The sequence below is a fragment of the Streptomyces sp. NPDC052773 genome, from assembly GCF_044547145.1.
Taxonomy (GTDB): Bacteria; Actinomycetota; Actinomycetes; order Streptomycetales; family Streptomycetaceae; genus Streptomyces.
The window spans coordinates 219132-242586 of sequence record NZ_JBITZX010000006.1; the positions used below are offsets into that span (position 1 = coordinate 219132).

The window sequence follows — 23455 nt, forward strand, 5'->3', positions numbered from 1 at the left end:
TCACGGCCGTACTGTTGTGTACGTAACCGGTTGACGTGAGTGACGGAGAGCGCAGGGCCCCCATGGTGCAGATCAAGACCCCCGAGCAGATCGCCAAGATGCGTGCGGCGGGGCTGGTCGTCGCAGCCATCCACGCGGCCACCCGGGAGGCCGCGGTGCCCGGCGCCACCACCAAGGACCTCGACCAGGTGGCGCGCAAGGTGCTCGCCGAGCACGGGGCGAAGTCGAACTTCCTCGGCTACGGCGGTTTCCCCGCGACCATCTGCACCTCCGTGAACGACGTGGTCGTCCACGGCATCCCGTCCGACGATGTGGTCCTCAAGGACGGCGACATCATCTCCATCGACTGCGGCGCGATCGTCGACGGCTGGCACGGTGACGCCGCCTACACGGCGTTCGTGGGCTCCGGTCACGCCCCGGAGCTGATCGAGCTCTCCCGGGTGACCGAGGAGTCGATGTGGGCCGGCATCGCGGCCATGAAGCAGGGCAACCGGCTCGTCGACATCTCGCGGGCCATCGAGACGTACATCCGCCGCCAGCCGAAGCCCGGCGGCGGCCGGTACGGGATCATCGAGGACTACGGCGGCCACGGCATCGGCTCCGAGATGCACATGGACCCCCACCTGCTGAACTACGTCGACCGCCGCCGCGGCAAGGGCCCCAAGCTGGTCCCCGGCTTCTGCCTGGCCATCGAGCCGATGGTCTCCCTCGGCACCCCGAAGACCGAGGTCCTGGACGACGACTGGACGGTCATCACGACCGACGGCACCTGGTCCTCCCACTGGGAGCACTCGGTGGCCCTCACGGAGCAGGGCCCGCTGGTGCTGACGGCGCCCGACGGGGGCAGGGCGAAGCTTGCCGAGTACGGCATCACGGCCGCGCCGGATCCTCTCGCATAATGATCTTTTGCGTGGGGCAGACTGCCTCGATTCGTGTTTCCGGGTGCGCTGACGTAGACTGACTCGTCGGCTCTTGTGTACCCGCATGTCCGCATGCGCTCACAGTGAGTCGATCAAGGTAGTCGATTCGAAGGGCGAAGCGTGGCCAAGAAGCAAGGTGCCATCGAGATCGAGGGCACTGTCGTCGAGTCTCTTCCGAACGCCATGTTCAAGGTCGAGCTCCAGAACGGCCACCAGGTCCTGGCACACATCAGCGGCAAGATGCGTATGCACTACATCCGCATCCTCCCTGACGACCGGGTCGTGGTGGAGCTGTCTCCGTACGACCTGACGCGTGGCCGGATCGTCTACCGGTACAAGTAGATCTTGCCCCACGCCCCGTGCCCTCCCTGTGCACGGGGCCGCCGGCAACTGACCCGGAGAACCTCACATCCCATGAAGGTCAAGCCGAGCGTCAAGAAGATCTGCGACAAGTGCAGGGTGATCCGCCGTCACGGCCGGGTCATGGTCATCTGCGAGAACCCGCGCCACAAGCAGCGCCAGGGCTGACCGCACGATCATTTCCCTCTGCACCGCTATCGCAGAGACTTCGCGCGACGCGAGCTGAATATGTACATACGCAGGGCCCGAGCCGCGCCAGCGGCTTGACACCCCCGGTTCGGAGGCCGGGGACCCAGTTCGTACCTGATACGGCGGCTGGGAACCGGTCCTGCGGCAGACCTCCGAAGATCACCAGGAGCCATTGAATGGCACGCGTTTCCGGTGTCGACATCCCGCGCGACAAGCGCGTGGAGATCGCCCTGACCTACGTGTTCGGCATCGGCCGGACCCTTTCCCAGCAGACGCTGGCCGCCACCGGCGTGGACCCGAACACCCGTGTTCGGGACCTCTCCGAGGAGCAGCTGGTCGCGATCCGCGAGTACGTCGACAACAACATCAAGACCGAGGGTGACCTCCGTCGCGAGATCCAGGCCGACATCCGCCGCAAGGTCGAGATCGGCACGTACCAGGGTCTGCGCCACCGTCGCGGTCTGCCCGTCCGTGGTCAGCGCACGAGCACCAACGCCCGCACCCGCAAGGGCCCGCGTCGCGCCATCGCCGGCAAGAAGAAGCCGGGCAAGAAGTAGTCCGCAGCGGACGCCTGTCCACGGTCTTCGCTGTAGGACCGACCACCTCCCGTAGGAGTTAGAAGATGCCCCCCAAGGGACGTCAGGGCGCTGCCAAGAAGGTGCGCCGCAAGGAAAAGAAGAACGTCGCTCACGGCCACGCGCACATCAAGAGCACGTTCAACAACACGATCGTCTCGATCACGGACCCGTCCGGCAACGTGATCTCCTGGGCCTCCGCCGGCCACGTCGGCTTCAAGGGCTCCCGGAAGTCCACGCCGTTCGCCGCGCAGATGGCCGCCGAGTCGGCTGCCCGCCGCGCCCAGGAGCACGGCATGCGCAAGGTCGACGTGTTCGTGAAGGGCCCGGGTTCCGGTCGTGAGACCGCGATCCGCTCCCTGCAGGCCACGGGCCTCGAGGTCGGCTCCATCCAGGACGTCACCCCGACCCCGCACAACGGCTGCCGTCCGCCGAAGCGCCGTCGCGTCTGACGCTCGCCGCTTCGCGGATTGTGGTTCCGGGCGGTACGGCTCCGTGAAAGGGCCGTATCGCCCGTACCCTTGCTATACCGCCTCTGTGAACGGGGCGGCCTGGTCGGGCGTCATATAGCGGGCGCCCCCGACTGAAGGATCTGATCCACACATGCTGATCGCTCAGCGTCCCTCGTTGACCGAAGAGGTCGTCGACGAGTTCCGCTCCCGGTTCGTGATCGAGCCGCTGGAGCCGGGCTTCGGCTACACCCTCGGCAACTCCCTTCGCCGTACCCTCCTCTCCTCGATCCCGGGTGCGGCGGTCACGTCCATCCGCATCGACGGCGTGCTGCACGAGTTCACCACCGTGCCGGGCGTCAAGGAGGACGTCACCGACCTGATCCTCAACATCAAGCAGCTGGTCGTCTCCTCGGAGCACGACGAGCCGGTCGTGATGTACCTGCGCAAGCAGGGCCCGGGTCTGGTCACCGCCGCCGACATCGCGCCCCCGGCCGGTGTCGAGGTGCACAACCCCGACCTGGTCCTCGCCACGCTCAACGGCAAGGGCAAGCTGGAGATGGAGCTGACCGTCGAGCGCGGTCGCGGCTACGTCTCCGCCGTGCAGAACAAGCAGGTGGGTCAGGAGATCGGCCGCATCCCGGTCGACTCGATCTACTCGCCGGTTCTCAAGGTCACGTACAAGGTCGAGGCCACGCGTGTCGAGCAGCGCACCGACTTCGACAAGCTGATCGTCGACGTCGAGACCAAGCAGGCGATGCGTCCGCGTGACGCCATGGCCTCCGCCGGTAAGACGCTGGTCGAGCTGTTCGGTCTCGCCCGCGAGCTGAACATCGACGCCGAGGGCATCGACATGGGTCCGTCCCCGACGGACGCCGCGCTCGCCGCCGATCTGGCGCTGCCGATCGAGGAGCTGGAGCTCACCGTTCGGTCGTACAACTGCCTCAAGCGTGAGGGCATCCACTCCGTGGGTGAGCTCGTCGCCCGCTCCGAGGCGGACCTGCTCGACATCCGCAACTTCGGTGCGAAGTCCATCGACGAGGTCAAGGCCAAGCTGGCCGGTATGGGTCTCGCGCTCAAGGACTCCCCGCCCGGATTCGACCCGACCGCTGCCGCGGACGCGTTCGGTGCGGACGACGACGCGGACGCCGGGTTCGTCGAGACCGAGCAGTACTGAGAGCTCGGGCCAGACGGTCCGTACTTGGGTGCGGGTGCGCTGTGCTTGATCGCGCAGTTCCCCGCGCCCCTTCCGGGCGACAGCCCCTCCGGGGCTTGTCGCCCGGATCTCCGACAGGCGACCGCCTGCTCGGATACTGACTCCGGTACCTGATACGGCCGGGGCAGACACACAGGAGAAGAACCATGCCGAAGCCCACCAAGGGTGCCCGTCTGGGCGGCAGCGCCGCGCACGAGAAGCTGCTGCTCGCGAACCTCGCGAAGTCGCTCTTCGAGCACGGCAAGATCACCACGACCGAGGCGAAGGCCCGCCGTCTGCGGCCGTACGCCGAGCGTCTGATCACCAAGGCGAAGAAGGGCGACCTTCACAACCGCCGTCAGGTGCTCCAGGTCATCACGGACAAGAGCGTCGTCCACACGCTCTTCACCGAGATCGGCCCGCGGTACGAGAACCGTCCGGGTGGCTACACCCGTATCACCAAGATCGGCAACCGTCGTGGCGACAACGCGCCCATGGCGGTCATCGAGCTGGTCGAGGCGCTGACGGTCGCGCAGCAGGCCACCGGTGAGGCCGAGGCCGCCACCAAGCGTGCGGTCAAGGAGTCCGAGCAGGCCAAGGCCGCGGACACCGAGGTCGAGGAGGCCAAGGCCGACGAGACCGAGGTCGCCGAGGCTCCCGCCGAGGAGTCCAAGGACGCGTAAGCGTTCCCGCGCCTTCCGAGGGCGTTCGCGGGCCCGTTCCTTCCACAGGGACGGGCCCGTTCGCCGTTCCTGAGAAGATTCAGGGGTGAGTGAGGAAGTAGAGCCCGGATACGTGCGGGTACGTCTTGATCTTTCCTACGACGGGACCGAGTTCTCCGGCTGGGCCAAGCAGGCCGGGGGGCGGCGGACCGTGCAGGGGGAGATCGAGGACGCCCTGCGGACGGTGACCCGGTCCCGCGAGACCTTCGAGCTGACGGTGGCCGGAAGGACCGACGCCGGCGTGCACGCGCGCGGCCAGGTGGCGCATGTGGACCTGCCCGAGGCGGTGTGGCGCGAGCATCACGAGAAGCTGCTCAAGCGGCTCGCCGGGCGGCTGCCGAGGGATGTGCGGGTCTGGGCCCTGCGGGAGGCGCCCAGCGGGTTCAACGCGCGGTTCTCGGCGATCTGGCGGCGCTACGCGTACCGGGTCACGGACAACCCCGGGGGAGTGGACCCGCTGCTGCGGAACCATGTCCTGTGGCACGACTGGCCGCTCGACGTGGACGCCATGAACGAGGCGGCCCGGGGGCTGCTCGGGGAGCACGACTTCGCGGCGTACTGCAAGAAGCGCGAGGGGGCCACCACCATCCGCACGCTCCAGGAGCTGAGTCTCGTCCGGGGCGAGGACGGGATCATCACGGCGACCGTGCGCGCCGACGCGTTCTGCCACAACATGGTGCGCTCGCTGATCGGGGCGCTGCTGTTCGTGGGCGACGGGCACCGGCCGCCGGACTGGCCGGCCAAGGTGCTGGCCGCGGGCGTCCGGGACTCGGCCGTGCACGTCGTACGGCCGCACGGGCTGACCCTGGAGGAGGTCGGCTACCCGGCCGACGAGCTGCTGGCCGCGCGGAGCCGTGAGGCGCGCAACAAGCGGTCGCTGCCGGGGGTGGCGGCGGCCGGGTGCTGCTGACCTCTCCTCAGACCCGTTGTCCCGAGACCCGTTATCCCGCCGCCGCTGCCGCCGACGCCTGGGCCTCGCCGCGGCGGCGGATCTGGCGGAAGGTGAACTCGGCCAGGTCGTCGCCGGTCTTGAAGACCTCGGTGTCCTTGGTCGTCACGTCCTTGCCGTTGGTGAATCCGGCGATGGTGAAGTAGGCGTAGCGGCCGTAGGAGTTGGTCGTCGTGCGGCAGATGGCGGAGTTGCAGAAGGGCTGCACGCCGCCGCCGTTCAGCGACTTCACGATGCTCTTCTTGTCGGCCTGGGTCTTGGTGCTGGTGGCCTGGGCCTCGGTGTCGAAGACGGCGACGCCGACCGTGACCGCGATGTCGCCCTTGGTGTAGGTGACGCGGAGCATCCGGGTGCAGTCGTTGGCGGTGAGCACCTTCGGGAGGGTCTGGAGGGCGGCCGTCGCACAGCTCTTGGTGTCGGCGGTCGGGCCCTTCTTGTAGACGATGTCGCCCATGGTCAGCTGGGTGCCGGGGAAGAGGATCTCCGGGCTGAGCGGGGCGGTGTCCTTCTTCTTGCTGGAGACGAAGTCCTTGGGGTCCAGCGGCGGCGGGGCGCTGGTGGGTGCGAAGGACGGCGGCGGGGCGGTGGACGCGCCGGGGATGTCCGCGGTGGCGGGCAGCCGGGAGGTCGGGCTGTTCGCCTGGCCGCCGTCGCCGTTCGCCGAGACGACGGCCATGGCCACGGCCGTGCCTATCGCGACGGTGGCGAGCGCGCCGCCGCCGATGAAGAGCAGGCGTCGCCGCTTGTTGCGGGCCTCGGAGGCCTCGGCGAGCGCGGCCCAGTCCGGGGCCTGGTCGGTGCCGCTGTTCCAGGACTGCTGCTGCGACTGCGGTGTCCAGGGATCCCACTGAGACTGGGGTCCCCCCTGCCCATAGCTCATGGGGCGCATCTTAGACGGGCCGGGCGGCGCGCTGTTCCGCCTCGGGAGGCCGGGGAGCCCCTAGCGTGCCGTCCATGAAATCCGGCATGAACGGTGAAAACACGGTTAGTGGCGATATCTCCGGGTGGCTGCTGCGGCGGGCCTCCTGGCATCTGTGGGCGGTGCCGAGCGTGGTGCTGGGCGCCCAGGCGGTGCGGGTGGCGCGGCTGTCCCCGGACGGCGGCATGGACAACGCGATCGTCGTCCGCGCGGCCCGTGCCTGGCTGGCCGGCGGCTCCCCGTACGACGATCCGCACTTCCTGTATCTGCCGAGCGCGGTCCTCGCGGCGGCCCCGCAGGCGCTGCTGCCCTCCGCGTGGCTGCGGCTGCTGGTGCCGGTGGCGGTGATCGCCCTGCTGGCCGGTGCCTGGGCGGTCGCGCTGCGGCTGCACAAGGTCCCGCTGTCCAGCCGGTTCGCCGCGCTGGGCCTGGCCGGGCTCGCGGCCGGGTTCGCGCCGTTCGCGCATCTGGTGCAGCTGGCGAACTGGACGGTGACCGCCGCGCTGGCCCTGCCGCTGGCGCTGCTGCTCGCGGGGCGCGGGCGGTGGACGGCGGCGGGGGTGGTGATCGGTGCCGCGGTGGCGCTGAAGCCGCTGCTGGCTCCGATGGCGCTGCTGTTCCTGTTCGCCCGGCGGTGGCGGGCGCTGGCGGCGACGGTGCTGGTCCCGGCGGTGGCCTCGGCGGGGGCGGGCCTGCTGATGCCGGACCCGGCGGGCTTCTTCACCCGCACCCTGCCGTTCCTGCTGAGCGGCGACGACGGGTTCGTACGGCTCTACGAGGCGTCCCCGGCCGCCGTGCTGCCCCGGCTCGGGGTGCCGCAGGCCCTCGCCGGCCTGCTCGCGACCGCGGCGGCCGGGGCGGGCGTGCTGTGCGCGTACCGGCGGTGGCGGCGCGGCGACGCCGGGCCGCTGCGGCTGCCGGAGACCGCGTCGGGGCTGATGCTCTCGGCGTTCCTGGTCTCCAGGCCGTCGTACGACCACTATCTGCTGGTCGTGCTGCCGCTGCTGCTCGCGGGGCTGCCGTACGCCGGCTCGGTGGCCCGGCGGCCCTGGTTCTGGCTCGCGCTGGCGCCGCAGCTGCCGTCGCTGACCCTGCCCTACCTGGAGCCGCCCCACCGCCGGGCCTTCAAGGACGCGCTCACGCTGTGCGTCCTGGCCGTGACCGTCGCCGCCCACGGGGTCCGCTCGGGGCCGCTCGGCCTGCCCGGCCGGTTCGTCGCTCCGCGGCGGGAACGGAGCGGTGCTGCGGTTCGCGTACCCTGAAAGGGTGCGGATGCCGGGCTGCCCGCCCGGTGATCCCGCGTTTTGACCCGTCCGGGTCGGCGCGGGTATCCTGCATGTTCGTTGTGTATTGGCTTGCTCATTCTCACGGGACGGGCCCTTACACCGGTCCACCGGGCCGATGACCAGCGACCAGCACGCGGTTTGCGTCACCGCGGTGCGGTCAAGGCTGTCGTGATCGTTTCGGTGACCTTGTCTAGGACCATTCACTCGAAGCGAAGGCTACGAACCGTGCGTACGTACAGCCCCAAGCCCGGCGATGTGACGCGCCAGTGGCACGTCATCGACGCTCAGGACGTTGTCCTGGGCCGTCTCGCCAGCACCGCCGCCACCCTTCTGCGGGGCAAGCACAAGCCGATCTACGCGCCGCACGTCGACACTGGTGACTTCGTCATCATCATCAACGCCGACAAGGTGCACCTCTCCGGCAACAAGCGGACCCAGAAGATGGCGTACCGCCACTCCGGCTACCCGGGTGGTCTGCGCTCCGTCCGTTACGACGAGCTGCTCGACAAGAACCCCGAGAAGGCCATCGAGAAGGCCGTCAAGGGCATGCTCCCCAAGAACTCGCTGGGCCGTCAGATGCTCTCGAAGCTGAAGGTCTACAAGGGTGACCAGCACCCGCACGGCGCGCAGCAGCCGCAGCCGTTCGAGATCACCCAGGTCGCGCAGTAAGTCCGGCCACCCCCTAAGACTGAACAGAATCTGAGGAGAATCGTGGCCGAGACCACTGCCGAGCAGCCGCTCGAAGAGCTTGACATCGACAGCTACACCACCGAGTCCGAGGTCCCCGTCGAGGGCGAGTACACCTCGGAGTCCCTGGCCTCCCGCTTCGGCGAGCCCCAGCCGGCCGCCGGCCTGGGCCGCCGCAAGGAGGCCATCGCCCGCGTCCGGATCGTTCCGGGCACCGGCAAGTGGAAGATCAACGGTCGCACCCTCGAGGACTACTTCCCGAACAAGGTGCACCAGCAGGAAGTCAACGAGCCCTTCAAGGTGCTCGAGCTCGAGGGCCGTTACGACGTCATCGCCCGCATCTCCGGCGGCGGTGTCTCCGGTCAGGCCGGTGCGCTCCGTCTCGGTGTCGCCCGTGCGCTGAACGAGGCGGACGTCGACAACAACCGCGGCCCGCTGAAGAAGGCCGGCTTCCTCCGCCGCGACGACCGCGCGGTCGAGCGGAAGAAGGCCGGTCTGAAGAAGGCCCGCAAGGCTCCGCAGTACAGCAAGCGCTAATCGCAGCTGCCTGCTCGTACTCCGAACGCCCCGGCGGCACGCCACTGTGCCGCCGGGGCGTTCGTTTATCGCAAGCCCTGGGCGTATAACGGCACAAGACGCTCAAAGGCTGGTGTGATCGGATGGCCCGGCGATGTGTGTCCGGGGCCCGGGAGCCGTGTGGGCCGCGATCGGGTGCGGCTTCCGGAACTGACGCTTCCTCAGGAGGACAAGTGGGACGACTCTTCGGCACGGACGGCGTGCGCGGTGTCGCCAACGCGGATCTGACGGCCGAGATGGCGCTCGGGCTGTCCGTCGCGGCGGCCCACGTACTGGCCGAGGCGGGCACCTTCGAGGGCCACCGGCCGACCGCGGTGGTCGGGCGTGACCCGCGCGCGTCCGGGGAGTTCCTGGAGGCCGCCGTGGTCGCGGGCCTCGCCAGCGCGGGCGTGGACGTGCTGCGCGTCGGCGTGCTGCCCACCCCGGCGGTGGCGTATCTCACCGGGGCACTCGGTGCCGACCTGGGCGTCATGCTGTCCGCCAGCCACAACGCCATGCCCGACAACGGGATCAAGTTCTTCGCGCGGGGCGGTCACAAACTCCCCGACGACATCGAGGACCGTATCGAGGCCGTCTACGAGGAGCACCGCACCGGCGCGCCGTGGGACCGGCCGACCGGCGCCGGCGTGGGCCGGGTGCGCTCCTACGAGGAGGGCGCGGACCAGTACGTCGAGCACCTGCTGAGCGTGCTGCCGAACCGGCTGGACGGGCTGAAGATCGTCCTCGACGAGGCGCACGGCGCGGCGTCCCGGGTGTCCCCGGAGGCGTTCTCGCGGGCCGGCGCCGAAGTGATCACCATCGGTGCGGAGCCGGACGGGCTGAACATCAACGACGGGTGCGGGTCGACGCATCTGGCGCTGCTGAAGGCCGCGGTCGTGGAGCACGGCGCGGACTTCGGTATCGCGCACGACGGGGACGCGGACCGGTGCCTGGCCGTGGACCACACCGGTGAGGAGGTCGACGGCGACCAGATCCTCGCCGTGCTGGCGCTGGCCATGCGGGAGCGGCAGGTGCTGCGGTCCGACACCGTCGTCGCCACCGTCATGTCGAACCTGGGCTTCAAGCTGGCCCTGGAGCGCGAGGGCATCCGGCTGGTGCAGACCGCGGTGGGCGACCGGTATGTGCTGGAGGAGATGAAGGAGCACGGCTTCGCCCTCGGCGGCGAGCAGTCCGGGCACGTGATCATCCTCGACCACGCGACCACCGGCGACGGCACGCTGACCGGGCTGCTGCTGGCCGCGCGGGTCGCGCAGAGCGGGCGGTCGCTGCGGGAGCTGGCGTCCGTGATGGAGCGGCTGCCGCAGGTGCTGATCAACGTGCCGGACGTCGACAGGTCCCGGGTGGCGAGCTCGGCGGATCTCGCCGCCGCGGTCGCCGAGGCGGAGCGGGAGCTGGGGGTGACCGGGCGGGTGCTGCTGCGGCCGTCGGGGACCGAGCCGCTGGTGCGGGTGATGGTCGAGGCGGCGGACATCGAGCAGGCCCGGACGGTTGCCGGGCGGCTGGCCGATGCGGTGAAGTCCGCGCTGGGGTAGTTCTTCGGCTCCGGGTTCGGGGCGTGGGGTGCTGTGCGCTGCGGGCCTGCGGGGTGTGGTGGTTGTTCGCGCCCACGTGGCGGAGCCGCACATCGGACAGGGCCCCGCGCCCCTGACCGGGCTTCTACGGGGCGATTTTCCTGCGCACCTGCTTTGACCAAAGGACCTTCTGGACCAGCAGGGTCAGGGTGCCGGCCAGGATGATGCCCAGGAGGTTCAGCAGGAGCTGTTCCGTGGACCCCCAGGCCTGGCGGTACTGGTCGTAGCTGAAGGCGACGGCCGCGTTGGCGGCGGCCGGGACCGTGGTGACCGAGATGGCGACGCCGACCAGGGCGCCGGACTTCGCCGAGGTCAGCGAGAGGGTTCCGGCGCAGCCCGCCAGGACCGCCACGACGAAGGAGAACCAGTCGGGGCGGTAGATGAAGTTGGTGTTGGGGCGTTCGGCCTTCAGAGCCTGCTCGGTGAACAGGTCGACGGAGTCCATGAAGTAGCTGAAGCCGACCGTGACCACCATCGCCACGGCGAAGCCCGCCAGCAGAGCGGTCAGAGAGCGCAGGGCGAGGCGGGGCCGGCGCTGGACGAGGGCCGTGCAGAAACCGGCCAGCGGGCCGAACTCCGGGCCCACCGCCATCGCGCCGACGATCAGGATCGCGTTGTCGAGGACCACACCGCAGGCGGCGATCATCGTGGCCAGGGTGATGAACATGAGGTAGGTGACGGAGAGCGTGGACTCCTCGTGCGTCGCCTCCGTGAGCTGGTCCCACAGCACCGCGTCGGCGGCCTCGCCGGGAGCGTCCCGCTCGGCCTTCTCGGCGTGCCGGGACAGGGTGAGGTCGATGTTCTCCGCCGTGATCGAGCCGCACTCGTCGAGGTCGAACACCCGCAGGTCCTCGATGAGTTCGTCCGCGGCCTCGCGGGCGACGTCGCACATCACGACGTCACCGGCCGGGTCGCGGGCGGCGCCCGGCAGGACGACCAGATGCGTGGTGCCGACCGTCTTCTCGATCACGCGGACCACGGCGTCGGTCTTCTCGGCCGGGGTGATCAGGCGCAGATGCAGCATGGGGCCTTTCTAACAGGCCCTCCTTACGGCTGTGAGAGCTTGCCTTACGGCTGTTACAGCTTGCGCAGGCTCAGCCGCTGCACCTTGTGGTCCGGGCCCTTGCGCACGACCAGGGTGGCGCGGCCACGGGTGGGGGCGATGTTCTCCACCAGGTTGGGCCTGTTGATGGTGCGCCACATCGTGCGGGCGTAGTCCAGGGCTTCCTCCTCCGACACCTGGGTGTACTTGCGGAAGTACGAGGAGGGGTTCTGGAAGGCGGTCTCGCGCAGCTTGCGGAACCGGTTGAGGTACCAGCGCTCGATATCCTCGGCGCGGGCGTCGACGTACACGCTGAAGTCGAAGTAGTCGGCGAGGCCGACGCGGGTGCGGCCGTCCTTGCCGGGCAGGGCGGGCTGGAGGACGTTCAGGCCCTCGACGATCAGGATGTCGGGGCGGCGTACGACCAGGCGTTCGCCGGGCACGATGTCGTAGATCAGGTGGGAGTAGACGGGGGCGGTGACCTCGTCCTTGCCGGCCTTGATGTCGGCGACGAAGCGGGTCAGGGCGCGGCGGTCGTAGGACTCGGGGAAGCCCTTGCGGGACATCAGGCCGCGGGCCTGGAGCTCCTTGGTGGGCAGCAGGAAGCCGTCCGTGGTGACCAGTTCGACGCGCGGGTGCTCCGGCCAGCGGGAGAGCAGGGCCTGGAGGAGGCGGGCGACCGTGGACTTGCCGACGGCGACCGATCCGGCGACCCCTATGACGAAGGGCGTGCCCGACTGGGAGCCCTGTTCGCCGAGGAAGGTGTTCAGCGCGCCGCGCAGCCCGTCGGTGGCGCCGACGTAGAGGTTGAGCAGCCGGGACAGCGGGAGGTAGATGTCCCGGACCTCGTCGAGGTCGATGACGTCGCCCAGGCCGCGCAGCTTCTCGACCTCGTCGGCGGTGAGCGGCAGCGGCGTCTTGTCGCGCAGCGCGCTCCACTCGGCGCGGGTGAGGTCGACGTAGGGAGACGCCTCCGGGCGGGGCCGGTGGGCGCTCCGGGGCATCGGGGAGACCGGAGAGATCACAGTCCATTGTTACGGGAGTACGAACGGACGGTGAGGTGGGATCCGTCACGCGGGAGCGGGGCCCGTCGGGGACGGGGGCATAACGGAGGAATCGGGGCGAACGGGGGAATGTCAGTGGCGTGCGTCACAGTTGTGGGAGAGGTGGGCTCGGCCGGGTCCACGGACCCCGAGGGGTGACCCATGACGTATGCGATAGAGGCGGAAGGCCTGGTCAAGCGGTTCAGGGAGACGGAGGCGCTGGCAGGTGTCGATCTGGCGGCCCGCAGGGGCTCGGTGCTGGGGCTGCTGGGGCCCAACGGCGCCGGGAAGACCACGGCGGTGCGGATCTTCGCGACCTTGCTGCGCCCGGACGGCGGCACGGCCCGGGTGGCCGGGCACGACGTGGTCCGGGAGGCCGGGGTGGTGCGGTCCATGGTGGGCCTGACCGGGCAGTACGCCGCGGTGGACGAGAACCTGACCGGCACGGAGAACCTGCTGCTCATCGGTCGTCTGCTGGGGATGTCGCGGCGGGACGCGAAGGCGAGAGCGGGAGAGCTGCTGGAGCGTTTCCGATTGACGTACGCGGCCGGGCGGGCCGTGAAGACGTACTCGGGCGGGATGCGGCGGCGCCTCGACCTCGCGGCGAGCCTCGTGGGCCGGCCCAGCATCCTCTTCCTCGACGAGCCGACCACCGGACTCGACCCGCACAGCCGCGGTGAGCTGTGGGACATGCTGCGCGGGCTGGTCGCGGACGGGGCCACGGCGCTGCTGACCACGCAGTATCTGAACGAGGCCGATGTGCTCGCCGACGACATCGTGGTGATCGACAAGGGGCGGGTGATCGCCGAGGGCACCCCCGACGAGCTGAAGTCGCAGGTGGGCGGGCAGGTGCTGGAGCTGCGGCCGATCCTCGGGCAGGACCTCGCACGGGCGCACGCCCTGGTGGCGGAGGCGGCCGGACCGCAGGCGCGGATCGAGGGCGAGACGATCACCGCCCCGGTGAAGGACCCCGAGCTGATGCCGGCCGTGGTGCGCGCCCTGGACCGCGAGGGCGTCGCGGTGGGGGAGCTGGCGCTGCGCCGCTCCTCCCTCGACGAGGTCTTCCTGGCGCTGACCGGCCACCGCGCGGAGCCGGGCGCTCCTGAGGGTGACGGCGGCGCGGCGGTGCGGGAGGGCGCGTCCGGCGCCGTACGGGACGAGCCGGCCGCGGGGGAGGACGCGGAGACGACCGCGCGCGAGGACGACGGCGCCGCCGTCCGGGAGGAAGAGAACGAGTTGCGGAAGGCGGTGACGCGGCCATGACCGCCACCACCGCGACCGTCCCGGCCCCGGTCGGCGCCTCCGGGCGCGTGCGCCCCCTCGCCGCGCTGCGGCAGACCTTCACGATGGCCTGGCGCAGCCTGGTCGCCGTGAAGCACAACCCGCTCGAACTGGTCGACTACAGCATCACGCCGATCATGTTCGTGTTCCTCTTCACCTATGTGCTGGGCGGTCAGATGGCCGGGTCCCCCGACGCCTATCTGAAGTACGCGCTGCCCGGGATCATCGTGCAGAACACCCTGTTCATGACGATGTACACGGCGATGGCGCTCAACACCGACCTCACCAAGGGCGTCTTCGACCGGCTGCGCAGCCTGCCGATCGCCCGTTCCGCGCCGCTGATCGGGCGGATCACCGCGGACCTCGCCAAGCACGTCTGGGCGATGCTGCTGATGGTCGGCCTCGGGCTGCTGCTCGGCTTCCGGGTCACCGGGGGGCTCGACGGGTTCCTGCTCGGCACGGTGCTGCTGGTGGTGTTCGCCGCGGCCGTGTCGTGGAGCGCGGTGCTGATCGGGATGCTCGCCGGGGACGCGGAGAAGGTGCAGGCGTTCGGCTTCACCCTGATCTTCCCGATCACCTTCACCAGCAGCGCCTTCGTCGTGGTGGACACCATGCCGGGCTGGCTCCAGGCCTTCAGCGACGTCAACCCGGTGACCCACCTGTCCGACGCCTTCCGCGGCCTGCTGCTCGGCGGTCCGGTGGCGGAGCCGGTGCTGTGGTCACTGGTCTGGGCGGCGGGCATCGCGCTGGTGTTCTATCCGCTGGCGATGCGGGCTTACCGGGCGAAGACGTGAATCCGGGCACAGGAGGTCTGGCAGGGGCGTACCCCGCTAGCCATGGGGCGGAATGAAGTTCGGCCTCAGTGCAGGAGGCAGGTCGGACATCGTTCCGAACACGAGGACGTGATCCGGGTTCATGTTGTCGTTCTCCGGCGTGGCGATGACTCCGGCCGACAGCAGGATCTTGATCAGCGCGCTCTGCATGTGCTGACCGGTCGTCTCCGGAGCCGCCATGCGAGGATCACACCTCCATCCGACGGAGACGGACGCTGAAGCCAACTCGGCGTCCGGCTCCACGTAGACCACGGCACCCGACCTGTCGGCCGTCGCTGTCTCCCCTTCGCGGAAGGCGGGCAGGCCGGCACGACGGAGAGCCTGGACGACCTGGCCCGCCAACTCGCTGCGGGCGGCCAGAACGTCATCGGATGCGCGGGTAAAGCCGTATTCGGACATGGCCTTTCATCTTCTCCAAACGGGGTGTGGTGGGCCTCACGGGAAGCCCACCACACCTACGGGGACTCTTCTACTGCTCTGCGGAGGCTTGGTCGGCGGAGTCACGGGCGGCCGTGGCGTGGTCCTCGGCTCGGCCGGCTGCTCTGTCGGCGGCTGCGGCATCGGTCGTGGCGCGGAGGTTGAGTTCCCACGTCTGCGCGGGGCTGCTGTTGCGGCCGAATCTCTGCCGCTGGTGGCATGGCGGTGGGCCGCCGGGATTCGGCCAGCGGCTCGCCGATGCCTTCGCACCCCGGTGGGAATTTCCGATTTCGGGCAAGGGAAGGCGGGTTCGGCGCGGGGAACGGCCGTAGGCTGCCGGGCATGTGCGGAATCGTGGGATACGTGGGGGCGCAGTCGGCGCTCGATGTCGTGATGGCCGGGCTGAAGCGGCTGGAGTACCGGGGATACGACTCGGCCGGGGTCGCGGTGCTCGCCGACGGCGGGCTGGCCGCGGCGAAGAGGGCCGGGAAGCTGGTCAATCTGGAGAAGGAGCTGTCGGAGCGGCCGCTGCCGACCGGCTCCACCGGCATCGGGCACACCCGGTGGGCCACGCACGGCGGCCCGACCGACGCCAACGCCCACCCGCACCTCGACAACGCGGGCCGGGTCGCCGTCGTCCACAACGGCATCATCGAGAACTTCGCCGAGCTGCGCGCCGAACTGGCCGAGCGCGGACACGAGCTGGCCTCCGAGACCGACACCGAGGTCGTCGCCCATCTGCTCGCCGAGGAGTTCTCCTCCTGCGCGGACCTCGCCGAGGCGATGCGGCTGGTGTGCCGGCGGCTGGAGGGCGCGTTCACGCTGGTCGCGGTGCACGCCGACGAGCCGGACGTGGTGGTCGGCGCCCGCCGCAACTCGCCGCTGGTCGTCGGCGTCGGCGAGGACGAGGCGTTCCTCGCCTCGGACGTCGCCGCGTTCATCGCCCACACCCGCGACGCCATCGAGCTGGGCCAGGACCAGGTCGTCGAGCTGCGCCGGGACGGCGTGACCATCACCGGCTTCGACGGCCGCCCCGCCGACGTGCGCTCCTACCACGTCGACTGGGACGCCTCGGCCGCCGAGAAGGGCGGCTACGACTACTTCATGCTCAAGGAGATCGCCGAGCAGCCCAAGGCGGTCGCCGACACCCTCCTCGGGCGCATCGACGCCGCCGGCTCGCTCACCCTGGACGAGGTGCGCATCCCGGCGAGCGTGCTGCGCGAGGTCGACAAGGTCGTCATCGTCGCCTGCGGTACGGCCTTCCACGCCGGGCTCATCGCCAAGTACGCCATCGAGCACTGGACGCGGATCCCCTGCGAGGTCGAGCTGGCCAGCGAGTTCCGCTACCGCGACCCCATCCTCGACCCGCAGACGCTGGTCATCGCCATCTCCCAGTCCGGCGAGACCATGGACACGCTGATGGCGCTGCGCCACGCCCGCGAGCAGGGCTCCAAGGTGCTCGCCATCTGCAACACCAACGGCTCCACCATCCCGCGTGAATCGGACGCCGTGCTCTACACGCACGCCGGGCCCGAGGTCGCCGTCGCGTCGACGAAGGCGTTCCTCACCCAGCTGGTCGCCTGCTATCTGGTCGCCCTCTATCTCGGCCAGGTGCGCGGCACCAAGTGGGGCGACGAGATCCGCGACGTCGTCCGCGAGCTGTCGAAGATCTCCGGCGAGGTCGAGCGGGTGCTGGAGACCATGGAGCCGGTCCGCGAGCTGGCCCGCACCCTCGCCCACAAGAACACCGTGCTGTTCCTGGGCCGCCACGTCGGCTACCCGGTGGCCCTCGAAGGCGCGCTCAAGCTCAAGGAACTCGCCTACATGCACGCCGAGGGCTTCGCCGCGGGCGAGCTGAAGCACGGGCCGATCGCGCTGATCGAGGAGGACCTGCCGGTCGTCGTGGTGGTGCCGTCGCCGCGCGGACGGTCCGTGCTGCACGACAAGATCGTCTCCAACATCCAGGAGATCCGCGCCCGTGGCGCCCGGACCATCGTGATCGCCGAGGAGGGCGACGAGGCGGTCGTCGAGTACGCCGACCACCTCATCAGCGTTCCCGCCACGCCCACCCTGCTCCAGCCGCTGGTCGCGACCGTGCCGTTGCAGGTCTTCGCCTGCGAGCTGGCGACGGCCCGCGGCAACGAGGTGGACCAGCCGCGCAACCTGGCCAAGTCGGTGACCGTCGAGTAGCCGCGCGTCAGCGACCCCTGCGCCGCGGCTCCCGCAGCAGCTTCCAGCTCACGAACAGCAGCGGCAGCTCCAGCGCCCAGATCCCGATCACCGCGTCCCACTCGGGACGCGCGGCACCGGCCTCGTCCACGGTGACGAGCACACAGAGCAGTCCCCACACGGCCGTCAGGGCGGCGGAGATCCAGAACCCGATCTGCCACGCCCAGGCGGCCGCGCCGCGCCGCCGGGGCCCGCGTCCGCCGCCCGCCGGGCGCTCGCTCGGGCGGGGGATGTCCTCCGGGTCCCGGGCCGGGAGCCGGACCACCGCGCCCGGCGGCACGGCCGCGTCGATCGCCGCGATGCGGTCCGGGCCGACGCCCCGGTAGAGGGTGGGCTCCACGGACACGCAGAATCCGTCGTGCCCGGTGAGGCTGCGGGCCCCGTCGGGCCGTACCGACATCGCCGCGACGGCGTCGTACCGCACGGTCACCGGCCCGCCCGGCGTCAGCAGGCTGACCCCCTCCGCGCCGATCACCAGGGTGACCCGCTCGTCCTCCAGGGAGGCGTGCCGGGAGCCGGTCACGGCGTGCGCCGAGTACTGCGGGGCGAGCGTGAAGCCCGCCCAGTCCGCGCCCCGCCCCGGCACCTGGAGCAGCCCGGAGTCCCACGCCTCGCGGGCCACCTCGCGCAGATCGTCGACGGTGACCGCCGCCAGCTCGGCCCGGTGCTGGTCGGGGGAGAGGATCCGGTGGCCGAGCAGCAGGCTCAGCGCGTAGGACGGCAGCGCCGCCGCGCCGAGGTCCGGCACGTCGTACATCTTCAGGATCTTGCCGCGTACGGCATCCAGCTCCGCCTGCTCGATCCGCCCCGCCCGCAGCCGCGCGAGGGTGTCGACGAACCCGCCGACGACGGCGTCCTGCTTCTGCGGCAGGGCGTCCGCGTACGCGGTGAGGGTCGCGAACTCGGCGTCGCGCGGGCTGTAGTCCGCCTCCGCGGTGTAGGAGTAGCCGCCCTCCTGGCGCAGGTCCTGGAAGAGGGCGCGGCCGAGGACGTCGGCGAAGACGGACGCGGCGGTGGTGCGGCGCAGCACCGAGGTGAACACGACGTGCCCGTCGTCGCCGTGGATGTACGCCGGGGTGACCGGCAGCGCGCTGGTCGCCGCCGGGGCCGGGATCCGGGTGCCGGCGGGCAGGGTGAGGTCCAGGCCCTCCGGGACCCGGTCGCTGGTGATCCACAGCACCGCGTTGTCCCGGGTGAACCGGGTCGCCGCCCAGTGCCGGACCTGGTCGGCGGTGAGGTTCCAGGTGCCCAGCTCGCGGTAGCTGGACAGGCCGTAGCCCTGCGCGCCGTACCGCCACAGCGGCATCTGGGAGTTGACGCCCTGGCCGCGCCCGGCGGCCTCGGTGCGCAGGATCTCCTTCTCGGTCTCCAGCCGGTCCAGCGGCAGATCGCGCAGGGACGCGCAGACGGCGTTCAGGTGCGCGACGACCTCCTGCTCGCTGCCGGTGACGTGGAAGAGGGTGTACGTGTTGGCGGTGGCGCCGTTGTAGTGCAGGTCCGTCAGGCCCAGCCGGTGCAGGGCGAGATGTTCCACCAGGTGGGTGATGCCGCTGGTGGCGAGCGTCTCGTCGGCGCGGCCCACGCGGAAGAACAGACCGGCGGTGATCTCGCCGCCCTGCGCCGGGGCGTAGAGGGTGGGGATGCCCTGGGTGGTGGTGTGGGAGACGAGCCCGGAGAGCACATCAAGTCCGGTGGTGCCGGTGGTGCCGGTGGTGCCGGTGGTGCCGGTGGTGCCGGCGGGACCGCTGCCGGTGATGCCGGAGATGTCGGTGGTCATGGCTGCCGCCCCCTCAGATCGTCGCCATCGCGGACTTGCGGTACTTCACGAACGCGGCCTTCGGATCGGACAGATACGACCACGGGAAGTCGCTGGCCCGGTCGCCGAGGATCGCGAAGTGCCGCTGGGCGTCCTCGAAGTGGCCGCCGAGGGAGAAGGCCATCGCGAACGCGCTGTGCGCGCCGATCCAGTGCCAGCCGGGCCGGTAGTCCGGGTGCAGCACCGACACCTGCGCGGCGAACCGCAGATCGTCGCGGACCGGCACGCCCCGCATGTACGCGCCCGCGTCGGGGCCGTCCAGGTCCAGCCAGCGCTCCAGATGGGCGAGCGCGACCAGGGTGCCGGTGTGCGCGCCGTCGGGCGCGGCGGTGGTGGCCTCGCGGGCGAAGCCGTGCGCGGCGTCCCAGGAGCCGCCCCACTTCGGGCACAGCTGCTGGAGCAGCTGCGTCTGCGCCGGATAGTGGTGGGGGTGGTGGGCGCTGAGCCGGTCGTAGCGGCGGCGCGCCTCGGCCTGGCCGAGCTGGAGCCCGCGCGCGGTGATCAGCCGTACGGTCCAGGCGGGGGCGTACCACGGCTGCTGCGCGCACACCTCGATCAGGATCTGCTCGGCCCTGCGCAGCCACGCGTGGAACTGCGCGAACTGGTCCTGGGACACATGCTCGGCGCGCAGGTCGCTGCGGATGCCCCAGCCGATGCGGACGTACCGGTCGGCGAGCAGGGTGCGCGGCAGCGGATCGGCCGGGTGCTCGGCGGCGGCCCGCTCCAGCATCGTCTCGATGCCGGCCTCCTCGGCGAGCAGCCCGACGGCGAAGCTCACCTGCTCCGGCGAGTCCAGGGCGGCGAAGTACGCCCGTACGGCGTTCCAGTCGCCGCCGCGGGCGGCGGTGCGCAGCGGGAGGAGCGCGGGCAGGGTGTCGTACGGGTCGAAGAACGGCCCCGTTCCCGGGACCGCGCCCGGTATGCCGCTGGTGGTCCTGCTCATTCCTCCGCCCCCTGGCTGTGCCGGCAGCGCCGGGCGCGCGAACTGGCCCCCCAGGGCGCGCCGGCGTGTGTACGTGTGAAGTCGCCGCAGGCTAGCAGCCCGGCGGGGGCGCGTCCGACCGTAGGGTGCTGGGCATGAGCATCATCGGAGTCGGTATCGACGTCGCCGAGATCGACCGTTTCGCCGCGTCGCTGGAACGCACCCCCGGTCTGGCCCGGCGTCTCTTCCGCGACCGCGAAATGCTGCTGCCCAGCGGCGAGCGCCGGGGCCCGGCCTCCCTCGCCGCGCGGTTCGCCGCGAAGGAGGCCGTCGCCAAGGCCCTGGGCGCCCCGCCCGGACTGCTCTGGACCGACGCCGAGGTGTACGTCGAGGACAGCGGCCGGCCCCGGCTGAGGGTCACCGGGACGGTCGCGGCCAGGGCGGCGGAACTCGGCGTGCGGTCCTGGCATGTGTCGCTCAGTCACGACGCGGGGGTGGCCTCCGCGGTGGTGATCGCGGAGGGCTGAGCGGAGGGCTGAGCGGAGGGCCTGCGCGGACCGGTGTCAGCAGACGGACTGGGAGCTGTTGACCAGGGTGTTGTTGCGGAAGGTGGTGTTCTCGCCGCAGGGGCTCTCGCGGATCGAGGAGTTGGTCACCGTCAGGTTCTGGATGGTGATGTCCCGGTTGTTCGGGAACTCGGAGCGGGCCGCCAGCCGGATCTCGCCGCCGCCGGTGACGGTGCCGGACTGGGCGGCGAGGATGACGTTGTAGCAGTTCTCCACGAGCACCGCGTTGTTGCCGGTGTTCGACAGCGTCACCCGGTCGATGACCGCGCCGCCGCTCTCGGAGACGCAGAACACACCGCGCCCGCCACCGCGTGCGACCACCTCGCCGACGCGGATGTTCACCGGATACGAACTGCCGATCCGGCCGTTGCGGTTGGCCATGCGGAAGGCGGCGTAACCGGTGCCCGTGCCCGCGTTCTCGGCGTCCACCCTGCCCACGGTGGCGTTGACGGTCTGGTTCAGCAGCAGGCCGGACTCGCCCACGTTGCGGGCGGTGACCGTGCCGACGGTGAGGCCGTCGACGCCGTAGGTCTCCACGGCGTGGCTGGAGGCGCCGGAGACGTAGACGCTGTCGATGCGGACGTTGCGGGTCCACTGGCTGGTGTCGCCGCGGTTGTCGATGCGCACGCCGAGGCCGGAGGACAGCCGCATGTCGATCTGGCCGAGGGTGGCGTTGGTGACGTTGCGCAGGAAGATGCCGTACAGCGGGGTGCCGGTGACGTTCAGGTGCTGCACCTCGATGTCGCGGGTGCCGCGGGAGTAGACGGGGGCCTGGTCGCCGCTGCCGGTGCCGGTGACGTTGATGGTGCCGCAGACGTCGAGGACCGTGTGGCTGGGCAGCGAGATCCGGGAGCCGGCCGGCATCGAGCCGGAGCCGCGCACCACGACCCGCTCCTTGGCGGTGCGCCCGGCGGTCAGGCTGTTGACAGCCGCCTGCACGGCCGCCCGCATATCCGTGCCGGTGTGGACGACGGTGCCGCCGCGGCGGGCCGTCCAGGTGCTGCCGTTCAGGACCGCCTCGGCCTGGTAGGAGCCGTCACCGCAGGCGGCGGCCGTGCCGGTGGCCGCCTCGGTGGCGGCCGTGGCGGCCGTGGCGGTCGGGGCCGACAGGGCGCCGGCGGCGGCGAGGAGGGCGGCGGCGCCGGTGGCGGCGAGGAGTGCGGCTCTGCGTCCCATGCGGGTGCGTCCTCTCGTCGAACCGATTCGACTGAATCGATTCATCCTGTGGGGGCCGGGAGTGTGACAAGGGGGTGCCTGCGCGTCAATGGGTAGGGCGGGTACGGCGGGAAGGATGAGGCGGGAGATCCGACGAGGTCGAGCGACGGGAGACTCGGACGCATGCGGACTGCGTACGGCGTGGAGACGGTCAGGGCGGCGGAGCGGCGGCTGATGGCGCGGCTGCCCGAGGGAACGTTGATGCAGCGGGCGGCGGCGGGCCTCGCCACCGCCTGCGCCCAGCTCCTCGGGCGGGTCTACGGCAGTCGGGTCGTGCTGCTGGTCGGCAGCGGCGACAACGGGGGCGACGCCCTGCACGCCGGGGCGCGCCTCGCCCGGCGCGGGGCGGGCGTCACGGCCGTACTGCTCTCGCCCGAGCGGGCGCACGCCGGAGGACTCGCCGCGCTGCGGCGGGCCGGCGGCGCGGTCGCGGACACGGCGGCGGCACAGGCGGCGATCGAGCGGGCCGACCTCGTCGTCGACGGGATCGTCGGCATCGGCGGCAAGGGCGGGCTGCGGCCGGAGGCAGTCCCGCTCGCCGAGGCGGCGGTACGGTCCCGGGCCGCCGTCGTCGCCGTGGACCTGCCGAGCGGGGTCGACGCGGACACCGGGGAGGTGCGGGGCGCGGCGCTGCGGGCCGACCTGACGGTGACCTTCGGCACGCACAAGCCGGGGCTGCTGATCGACCCGGCGCGCGAGTACGCCGGGACGGTACGGCTCGTCGACATCGGGCTCGGGCCCGAACTGCCCGCCGAGCCCGAGCTGGAGGCGTTGCAGCACGCGGAGGTCGCGGCGCTGCTGCCGGTGCCGGCGGCGGAGAGCGACAAGTACCGGCGCGGGGTCGTCGGCGTCGCCGCCGGGTCCGCGCGCTACCCCGGCGCGGCGGTGCTGGCGGTCGCCGGGGCCCTGCGGGGCGGCGCCGGGGCCGTGCGGTACGTCGGGCCGGCCGGGGACGCGGTCATCGCCCGCTTCCCCGAGACACTGGTCTCCGACGCCGGGCCCAAGCGCGCCGGGCGGGTGCAGGCCTGGGTCGTCGGACCGGGCGCCGGGGACGACGCGGGGACGGTCGCCGAGGTCCTGGCGGCGGACGTACCGGTGCTGATCGACGCGGACGGGCTGCGGCTCGCCGACGCCGGGGCGGTACGGGCGCGGACGGCACCGACGCTGATGACCCCGCACGCCGGGGAGGCGGCGGCGTTGCTCGGGGTGAGCCGTGAGGAGGTCGAGGGGGCACGGCTGGCGGCGGTGCGGGAGCTGGCGGCGCGGTACGGCGCGGCGGTGCTGCTGAAGGGGTCGACGACGCTGGTCGCCGGGGCGGGGGGCCGGGGGCCGGTCCGGGTGAACCCGACGGGGACGCCGTGGCTGGCCACGGCCGGCAGCGGGGACGTGCTGTCCGGGCTGTCCGGGTCGCTGCTGGCGGCGGGGCTTTCGGCGGTCGACGCGGGCAGTGCCGGGGCGTATCTCCACGGGCTCGCGGGGCGGTCGGCGGCGGCGGGGGCGCCGGTGGGGGCGCGGGACGTGGCGGAGGCGGTGCCGCGGGCCTGGCGGGATGTTCGTACGGCGCGGACGGGGGCTGGGGGTTGAGCTGTGGCTGTGGCTGTGGCTGTGGCTGTGGGGCGGTGGCGTTGCTCGCCGTTGGCTGAGCCGGCGGTTTGACGGTGGCGCGTGCCCTGGGCCTCGTGGCGCGGCGTGT

General features: G+C 71.3%; 24 protein-coding genes. 17 read left to right on the forward strand and 7 right to left on the reverse strand.

Annotated elements, in window-relative coordinates:
• The first annotated feature begins 62 nt into the window (after positions 1 to 62).
• From map to truA, 8 genes are all read left to right on the forward strand, one after another.
• Positions 63 to 899, forward strand: a complete 837-nt coding sequence (map, locus tag ACIG0D_RS16135; RefSeq protein ID WP_365759446.1) for a type I methionyl aminopeptidase — start codon at positions 63 to 65, stop codon at positions 897 to 899.
• Between the two features lie 141 nt (positions 900 to 1040).
• On the forward strand, positions 1041 to 1262 hold the full coding sequence (gene infA / locus ACIG0D_RS16140) for a translation initiation factor IF-1 (RefSeq protein ID WP_003948620.1): 222 nt from the start codon (positions 1041 to 1043) through the stop codon (positions 1260 to 1262).
• A gap of 72 nt (positions 1263 to 1334) precedes the next feature.
• A complete protein-coding gene (gene rpmJ, locus ACIG0D_RS16145; RefSeq protein ID WP_003998809.1) occupies positions 1335 to 1448 on the forward strand; it encodes a 50S ribosomal protein L36 in 114 nt (37 codons plus the stop codon).
• Positions 1449 to 1645: 197 nt separating this feature from the next.
• A complete protein-coding gene (gene rpsM, locus ACIG0D_RS16150; RefSeq protein ID WP_010036675.1) occupies positions 1646 to 2026 on the forward strand; it encodes a 30S ribosomal protein S13 in 381 nt (126 codons plus the stop codon).
• 65 nt (positions 2027 to 2091) lie between these two features.
• Entirely contained in the window at positions 2092 to 2496 is a 405-nt protein-coding gene (gene rpsK, locus ACIG0D_RS16155; protein ID WP_003956432.1) for a 30S ribosomal protein S11, read from the forward strand.
• A 151-nt stretch (positions 2497 to 2647) separates the two neighbouring features.
• Positions 2648 to 3670: a DNA-directed RNA polymerase subunit alpha gene (locus ACIG0D_RS16160; RefSeq protein ID WP_003966937.1), complete on the forward strand. Its 1023-nt coding sequence runs from the start codon at positions 2648 to 2650 to the stop codon at positions 3668 to 3670.
• Between the two features lie 185 nt (positions 3671 to 3855).
• On the forward strand, positions 3856 to 4371 hold the full coding sequence (gene rplQ, locus ACIG0D_RS16165) for a 50S ribosomal protein L17 (protein WP_399800736.1): 516 nt from the start codon (positions 3856 to 3858) through the stop codon (positions 4369 to 4371).
• A gap of 85 nt (positions 4372 to 4456) precedes the next feature.
• Positions 4457 to 5320 (forward strand): tRNA pseudouridine(38-40) synthase TruA, encoded by an 864-nt coding sequence (gene truA / locus ACIG0D_RS16170; protein ID WP_399800739.1) that lies wholly within the window; start codon positions 4457 to 4459, stop codon positions 5318 to 5320.
• Between the two features lie 31 nt (positions 5321 to 5351).
• On the opposite strand, the gene ACIG0D_RS16175 is transcribed toward truA, so the two are convergent.
• Complete coding sequence (locus ACIG0D_RS16175; protein ID WP_399800742.1) at positions 5352 to 6239, reverse strand: hypothetical protein; 888 nt, start codon at positions 6237 to 6239, stop codon at positions 5352 to 5354.
• 86 nt (positions 6240 to 6325) lie between these two features.
• Between ACIG0D_RS16175 and ACIG0D_RS16180 the strand changes: the two genes are divergently transcribed.
• The 4 genes from ACIG0D_RS16180 (at position 6326) to glmM (ending at position 10359) form a co-directional block, all read left to right on the forward strand.
• Positions 6326 to 7540 carry a glycosyltransferase family 87 protein gene (locus ACIG0D_RS16180; protein WP_399800744.1) on the forward strand — a complete coding sequence of 405 codons (1215 nt, stop codon included), beginning with the start codon at positions 6326 to 6328 and terminating at the stop codon, positions 7538 to 7540.
• Between the two features lie 249 nt (positions 7541 to 7789).
• Positions 7790 to 8233 carry a 50S ribosomal protein L13 gene (gene rplM / locus ACIG0D_RS16185; protein WP_399800746.1) on the forward strand — a complete coding sequence of 148 codons (444 nt, stop codon included), beginning with the start codon at positions 7790 to 7792 and terminating at the stop codon, positions 8231 to 8233.
• Between the two features lie 42 nt (positions 8234 to 8275).
• Positions 8276 to 8788, forward strand: a complete 513-nt coding sequence (gene rpsI, locus ACIG0D_RS16190; protein ID WP_166001551.1) for a 30S ribosomal protein S9 — start codon at positions 8276 to 8278, stop codon at positions 8786 to 8788.
• A 212-nt stretch (positions 8789 to 9000) separates the two neighbouring features.
• Complete coding sequence (gene glmM / locus ACIG0D_RS16195; RefSeq protein WP_399800749.1) at positions 9001 to 10359, forward strand: phosphoglucosamine mutase; 1359 nt, start codon at positions 9001 to 9003, stop codon at positions 10357 to 10359.
• A gap of 124 nt (positions 10360 to 10483) precedes the next feature.
• On the opposite strand, the gene ACIG0D_RS16200 is transcribed toward glmM, so the two are convergent.
• Positions 10484 to 11422, reverse strand: coding sequence for a DUF389 domain-containing protein (locus tag ACIG0D_RS16200; RefSeq protein ID WP_399800752.1), 939 nt, complete (start codon positions 11420 to 11422; stop codon positions 10484 to 10486).
• Positions 11423 to 11475: 53 nt separating this feature from the next.
• Positions 11476 to 12444, reverse strand: coding sequence for a type I pantothenate kinase (gene coaA, locus ACIG0D_RS16205; RefSeq protein WP_399800754.1), 969 nt, complete (start codon positions 12442 to 12444; stop codon positions 11476 to 11478).
• A gap of 201 nt (positions 12445 to 12645) precedes the next feature.
• On the opposite strand from coaA, the gene ACIG0D_RS16210 reads away from it, so the two are divergent.
• Together ACIG0D_RS16210 and ACIG0D_RS16215 are read left to right on the forward strand one after the other, a co-directional pair.
• Entirely contained in the window at positions 12646 to 13746 is a 1101-nt protein-coding gene (locus ACIG0D_RS16210) for an ATP-binding cassette domain-containing protein (protein WP_399800757.1), read from the forward strand.
• Entirely contained in the window at positions 13743 to 14558 is an 816-nt protein-coding gene (locus ACIG0D_RS16215; RefSeq protein ID WP_399800759.1) for an ABC transporter permease, read from the forward strand. The genes ACIG0D_RS16210 and ACIG0D_RS16215 overlap by 4 nt, the downstream gene beginning before the upstream one ends.
• Before the next feature lie 36 nt (positions 14559 to 14594).
• Here ACIG0D_RS16215 and ACIG0D_RS16220 read toward each other — a convergent pair whose 3' ends face one another.
• Complete coding sequence (locus ACIG0D_RS16220) at positions 14595 to 14996, reverse strand: hypothetical protein (RefSeq protein WP_399800761.1); 402 nt, start codon at positions 14994 to 14996, stop codon at positions 14595 to 14597.
• A gap of 360 nt (positions 14997 to 15356) precedes the next feature.
• Between ACIG0D_RS16220 and glmS the strand changes: the two genes are divergently transcribed.
• Complete coding sequence (glmS, locus tag ACIG0D_RS16225) at positions 15357 to 17204, forward strand: glutamine--fructose-6-phosphate transaminase (isomerizing) (protein WP_399800764.1); 1848 nt, start codon at positions 15357 to 15359, stop codon at positions 17202 to 17204.
• 7 nt (positions 17205 to 17211) lie between these two features.
• Here glmS and ACIG0D_RS16230 read toward each other — a convergent pair whose 3' ends face one another.
• Both ACIG0D_RS16230 and ACIG0D_RS16235 read right to left on the reverse strand, forming a co-directional pair.
• On the reverse strand, positions 17212 to 19020 hold the full coding sequence (locus tag ACIG0D_RS16230; RefSeq protein ID WP_399800767.1) for a M16 family metallopeptidase: 1809 nt from the start codon (positions 19018 to 19020) through the stop codon (positions 17212 to 17214).
• A gap of 13 nt (positions 19021 to 19033) precedes the next feature.
• A complete protein-coding gene (locus tag ACIG0D_RS16235; protein ID WP_399800770.1) occupies positions 19034 to 20002 on the reverse strand; it encodes a hypothetical protein in 969 nt (322 codons plus the stop codon).
• Between the two features lie 134 nt (positions 20003 to 20136).
• Here ACIG0D_RS16235 and ACIG0D_RS16240 point away from each other — a divergent pair, with 134 nt between their 5' ends.
• Positions 20137 to 20508, forward strand: a complete 372-nt coding sequence (locus ACIG0D_RS16240; protein ID WP_365918198.1) for a holo-ACP synthase — start codon at positions 20137 to 20139, stop codon at positions 20506 to 20508.
• A 36-nt stretch (positions 20509 to 20544) separates the two neighbouring features.
• Here ACIG0D_RS16240 and ACIG0D_RS16245 read toward each other — a convergent pair whose 3' ends face one another.
• Positions 20545 to 21723, reverse strand: coding sequence for a hypothetical protein (locus tag ACIG0D_RS16245; protein WP_399800773.1), 1179 nt, complete (start codon positions 21721 to 21723; stop codon positions 20545 to 20547).
• A 162-nt stretch (positions 21724 to 21885) separates the two neighbouring features.
• Here ACIG0D_RS16245 and ACIG0D_RS16250 point away from each other — a divergent pair, with 162 nt between their 5' ends.
• On the forward strand, positions 21886 to 23346 hold the full coding sequence (locus ACIG0D_RS16250; RefSeq protein WP_399800775.1) for an NAD(P)H-hydrate dehydratase: 1461 nt from the start codon (positions 21886 to 21888) through the stop codon (positions 23344 to 23346).
• The last annotated feature ends 109 nt before the right edge of the window (positions 23347 to 23455 follow it).

Coding starts and splice junctions, on each gene's coding strand:
- map (WP_365759446.1), top strand. CDS start 63: ATGGTGCAGATCAAGACCCCCGAGCAGATCGCCAAGATGCGTGCGGCG.
- rpmJ (WP_003998809.1), top strand. CDS start 1,335: ATGAAGGTCAAGCCGAGCGTCAAGAAGATCTGCGACAAGTGCAGGGTG.
- rpsM (WP_010036675.1), top strand. CDS start 1,646: ATGGCACGCGTTTCCGGTGTCGACATCCCGCGCGACAAGCGCGTGGAG.
- rpsK (WP_003956432.1), top strand. CDS start 2,092: ATGCCCCCCAAGGGACGTCAGGGCGCTGCCAAGAAGGTGCGCCGCAAG.
- ACIG0D_RS16160 (WP_003966937.1), top strand. CDS start 2,648: ATGCTGATCGCTCAGCGTCCCTCGTTGACCGAAGAGGTCGTCGACGAG.
- rplQ (WP_399800736.1), top strand. CDS start 3,856: ATGCCGAAGCCCACCAAGGGTGCCCGTCTGGGCGGCAGCGCCGCGCAC.
- ACIG0D_RS16175 (WP_399800742.1), bottom strand. CDS start 6,239: ATGAGCTATGGGCAGGGGGGACCCCAGTCTCAGTGGGATCCCTGGACA.
- ACIG0D_RS16180 (WP_399800744.1), top strand. CDS start 6,326: ATGAACGGTGAAAACACGGTTAGTGGCGATATCTCCGGGTGGCTGCTG.
- ACIG0D_RS16200 (WP_399800752.1), bottom strand. CDS start 11,422: ATGCTGCATCTGCGCCTGATCACCCCGGCCGAGAAGACCGACGCCGTG.
- coaA (WP_399800754.1), bottom strand. CDS start 12,444: ATGCCCCGGAGCGCCCACCGGCCCCGCCCGGAGGCGTCTCCCTACGTC.
- ACIG0D_RS16210 (WP_399800757.1), top strand. CDS start 12,646: ATGACGTATGCGATAGAGGCGGAAGGCCTGGTCAAGCGGTTCAGGGAG.
- ACIG0D_RS16215 (WP_399800759.1), top strand. CDS start 13,743: ATGACCGCCACCACCGCGACCGTCCCGGCCCCGGTCGGCGCCTCCGGG.
- ACIG0D_RS16220 (WP_399800761.1), bottom strand. CDS start 14,996: ATGTCCGAATACGGCTTTACCCGCGCATCCGATGACGTTCTGGCCGCC.
- glmS (WP_399800764.1), top strand. CDS start 15,357: ATGTGCGGAATCGTGGGATACGTGGGGGCGCAGTCGGCGCTCGATGTC.
- ACIG0D_RS16230 (WP_399800767.1), bottom strand. CDS start 19,020: ATGACCACCGACATCTCCGGCATCACCGGCAGCGGTCCCGCCGGCACC.
- ACIG0D_RS16235 (WP_399800770.1), bottom strand. CDS start 20,002: ATGAGCAGGACCACCAGCGGCATACCGGGCGCGGTCCCGGGAACGGGG.
- ACIG0D_RS16240 (WP_365918198.1), top strand. CDS start 20,137: ATGAGCATCATCGGAGTCGGTATCGACGTCGCCGAGATCGACCGTTTC.
- ACIG0D_RS16245 (WP_399800773.1), bottom strand. CDS start 21,723: ATGGGACGCAGAGCCGCACTCCTCGCCGCCACCGGCGCCGCCGCCCTC.
- ACIG0D_RS16250 (WP_399800775.1), top strand. CDS start 21,886: ATGCGGACTGCGTACGGCGTGGAGACGGTCAGGGCGGCGGAGCGGCGG.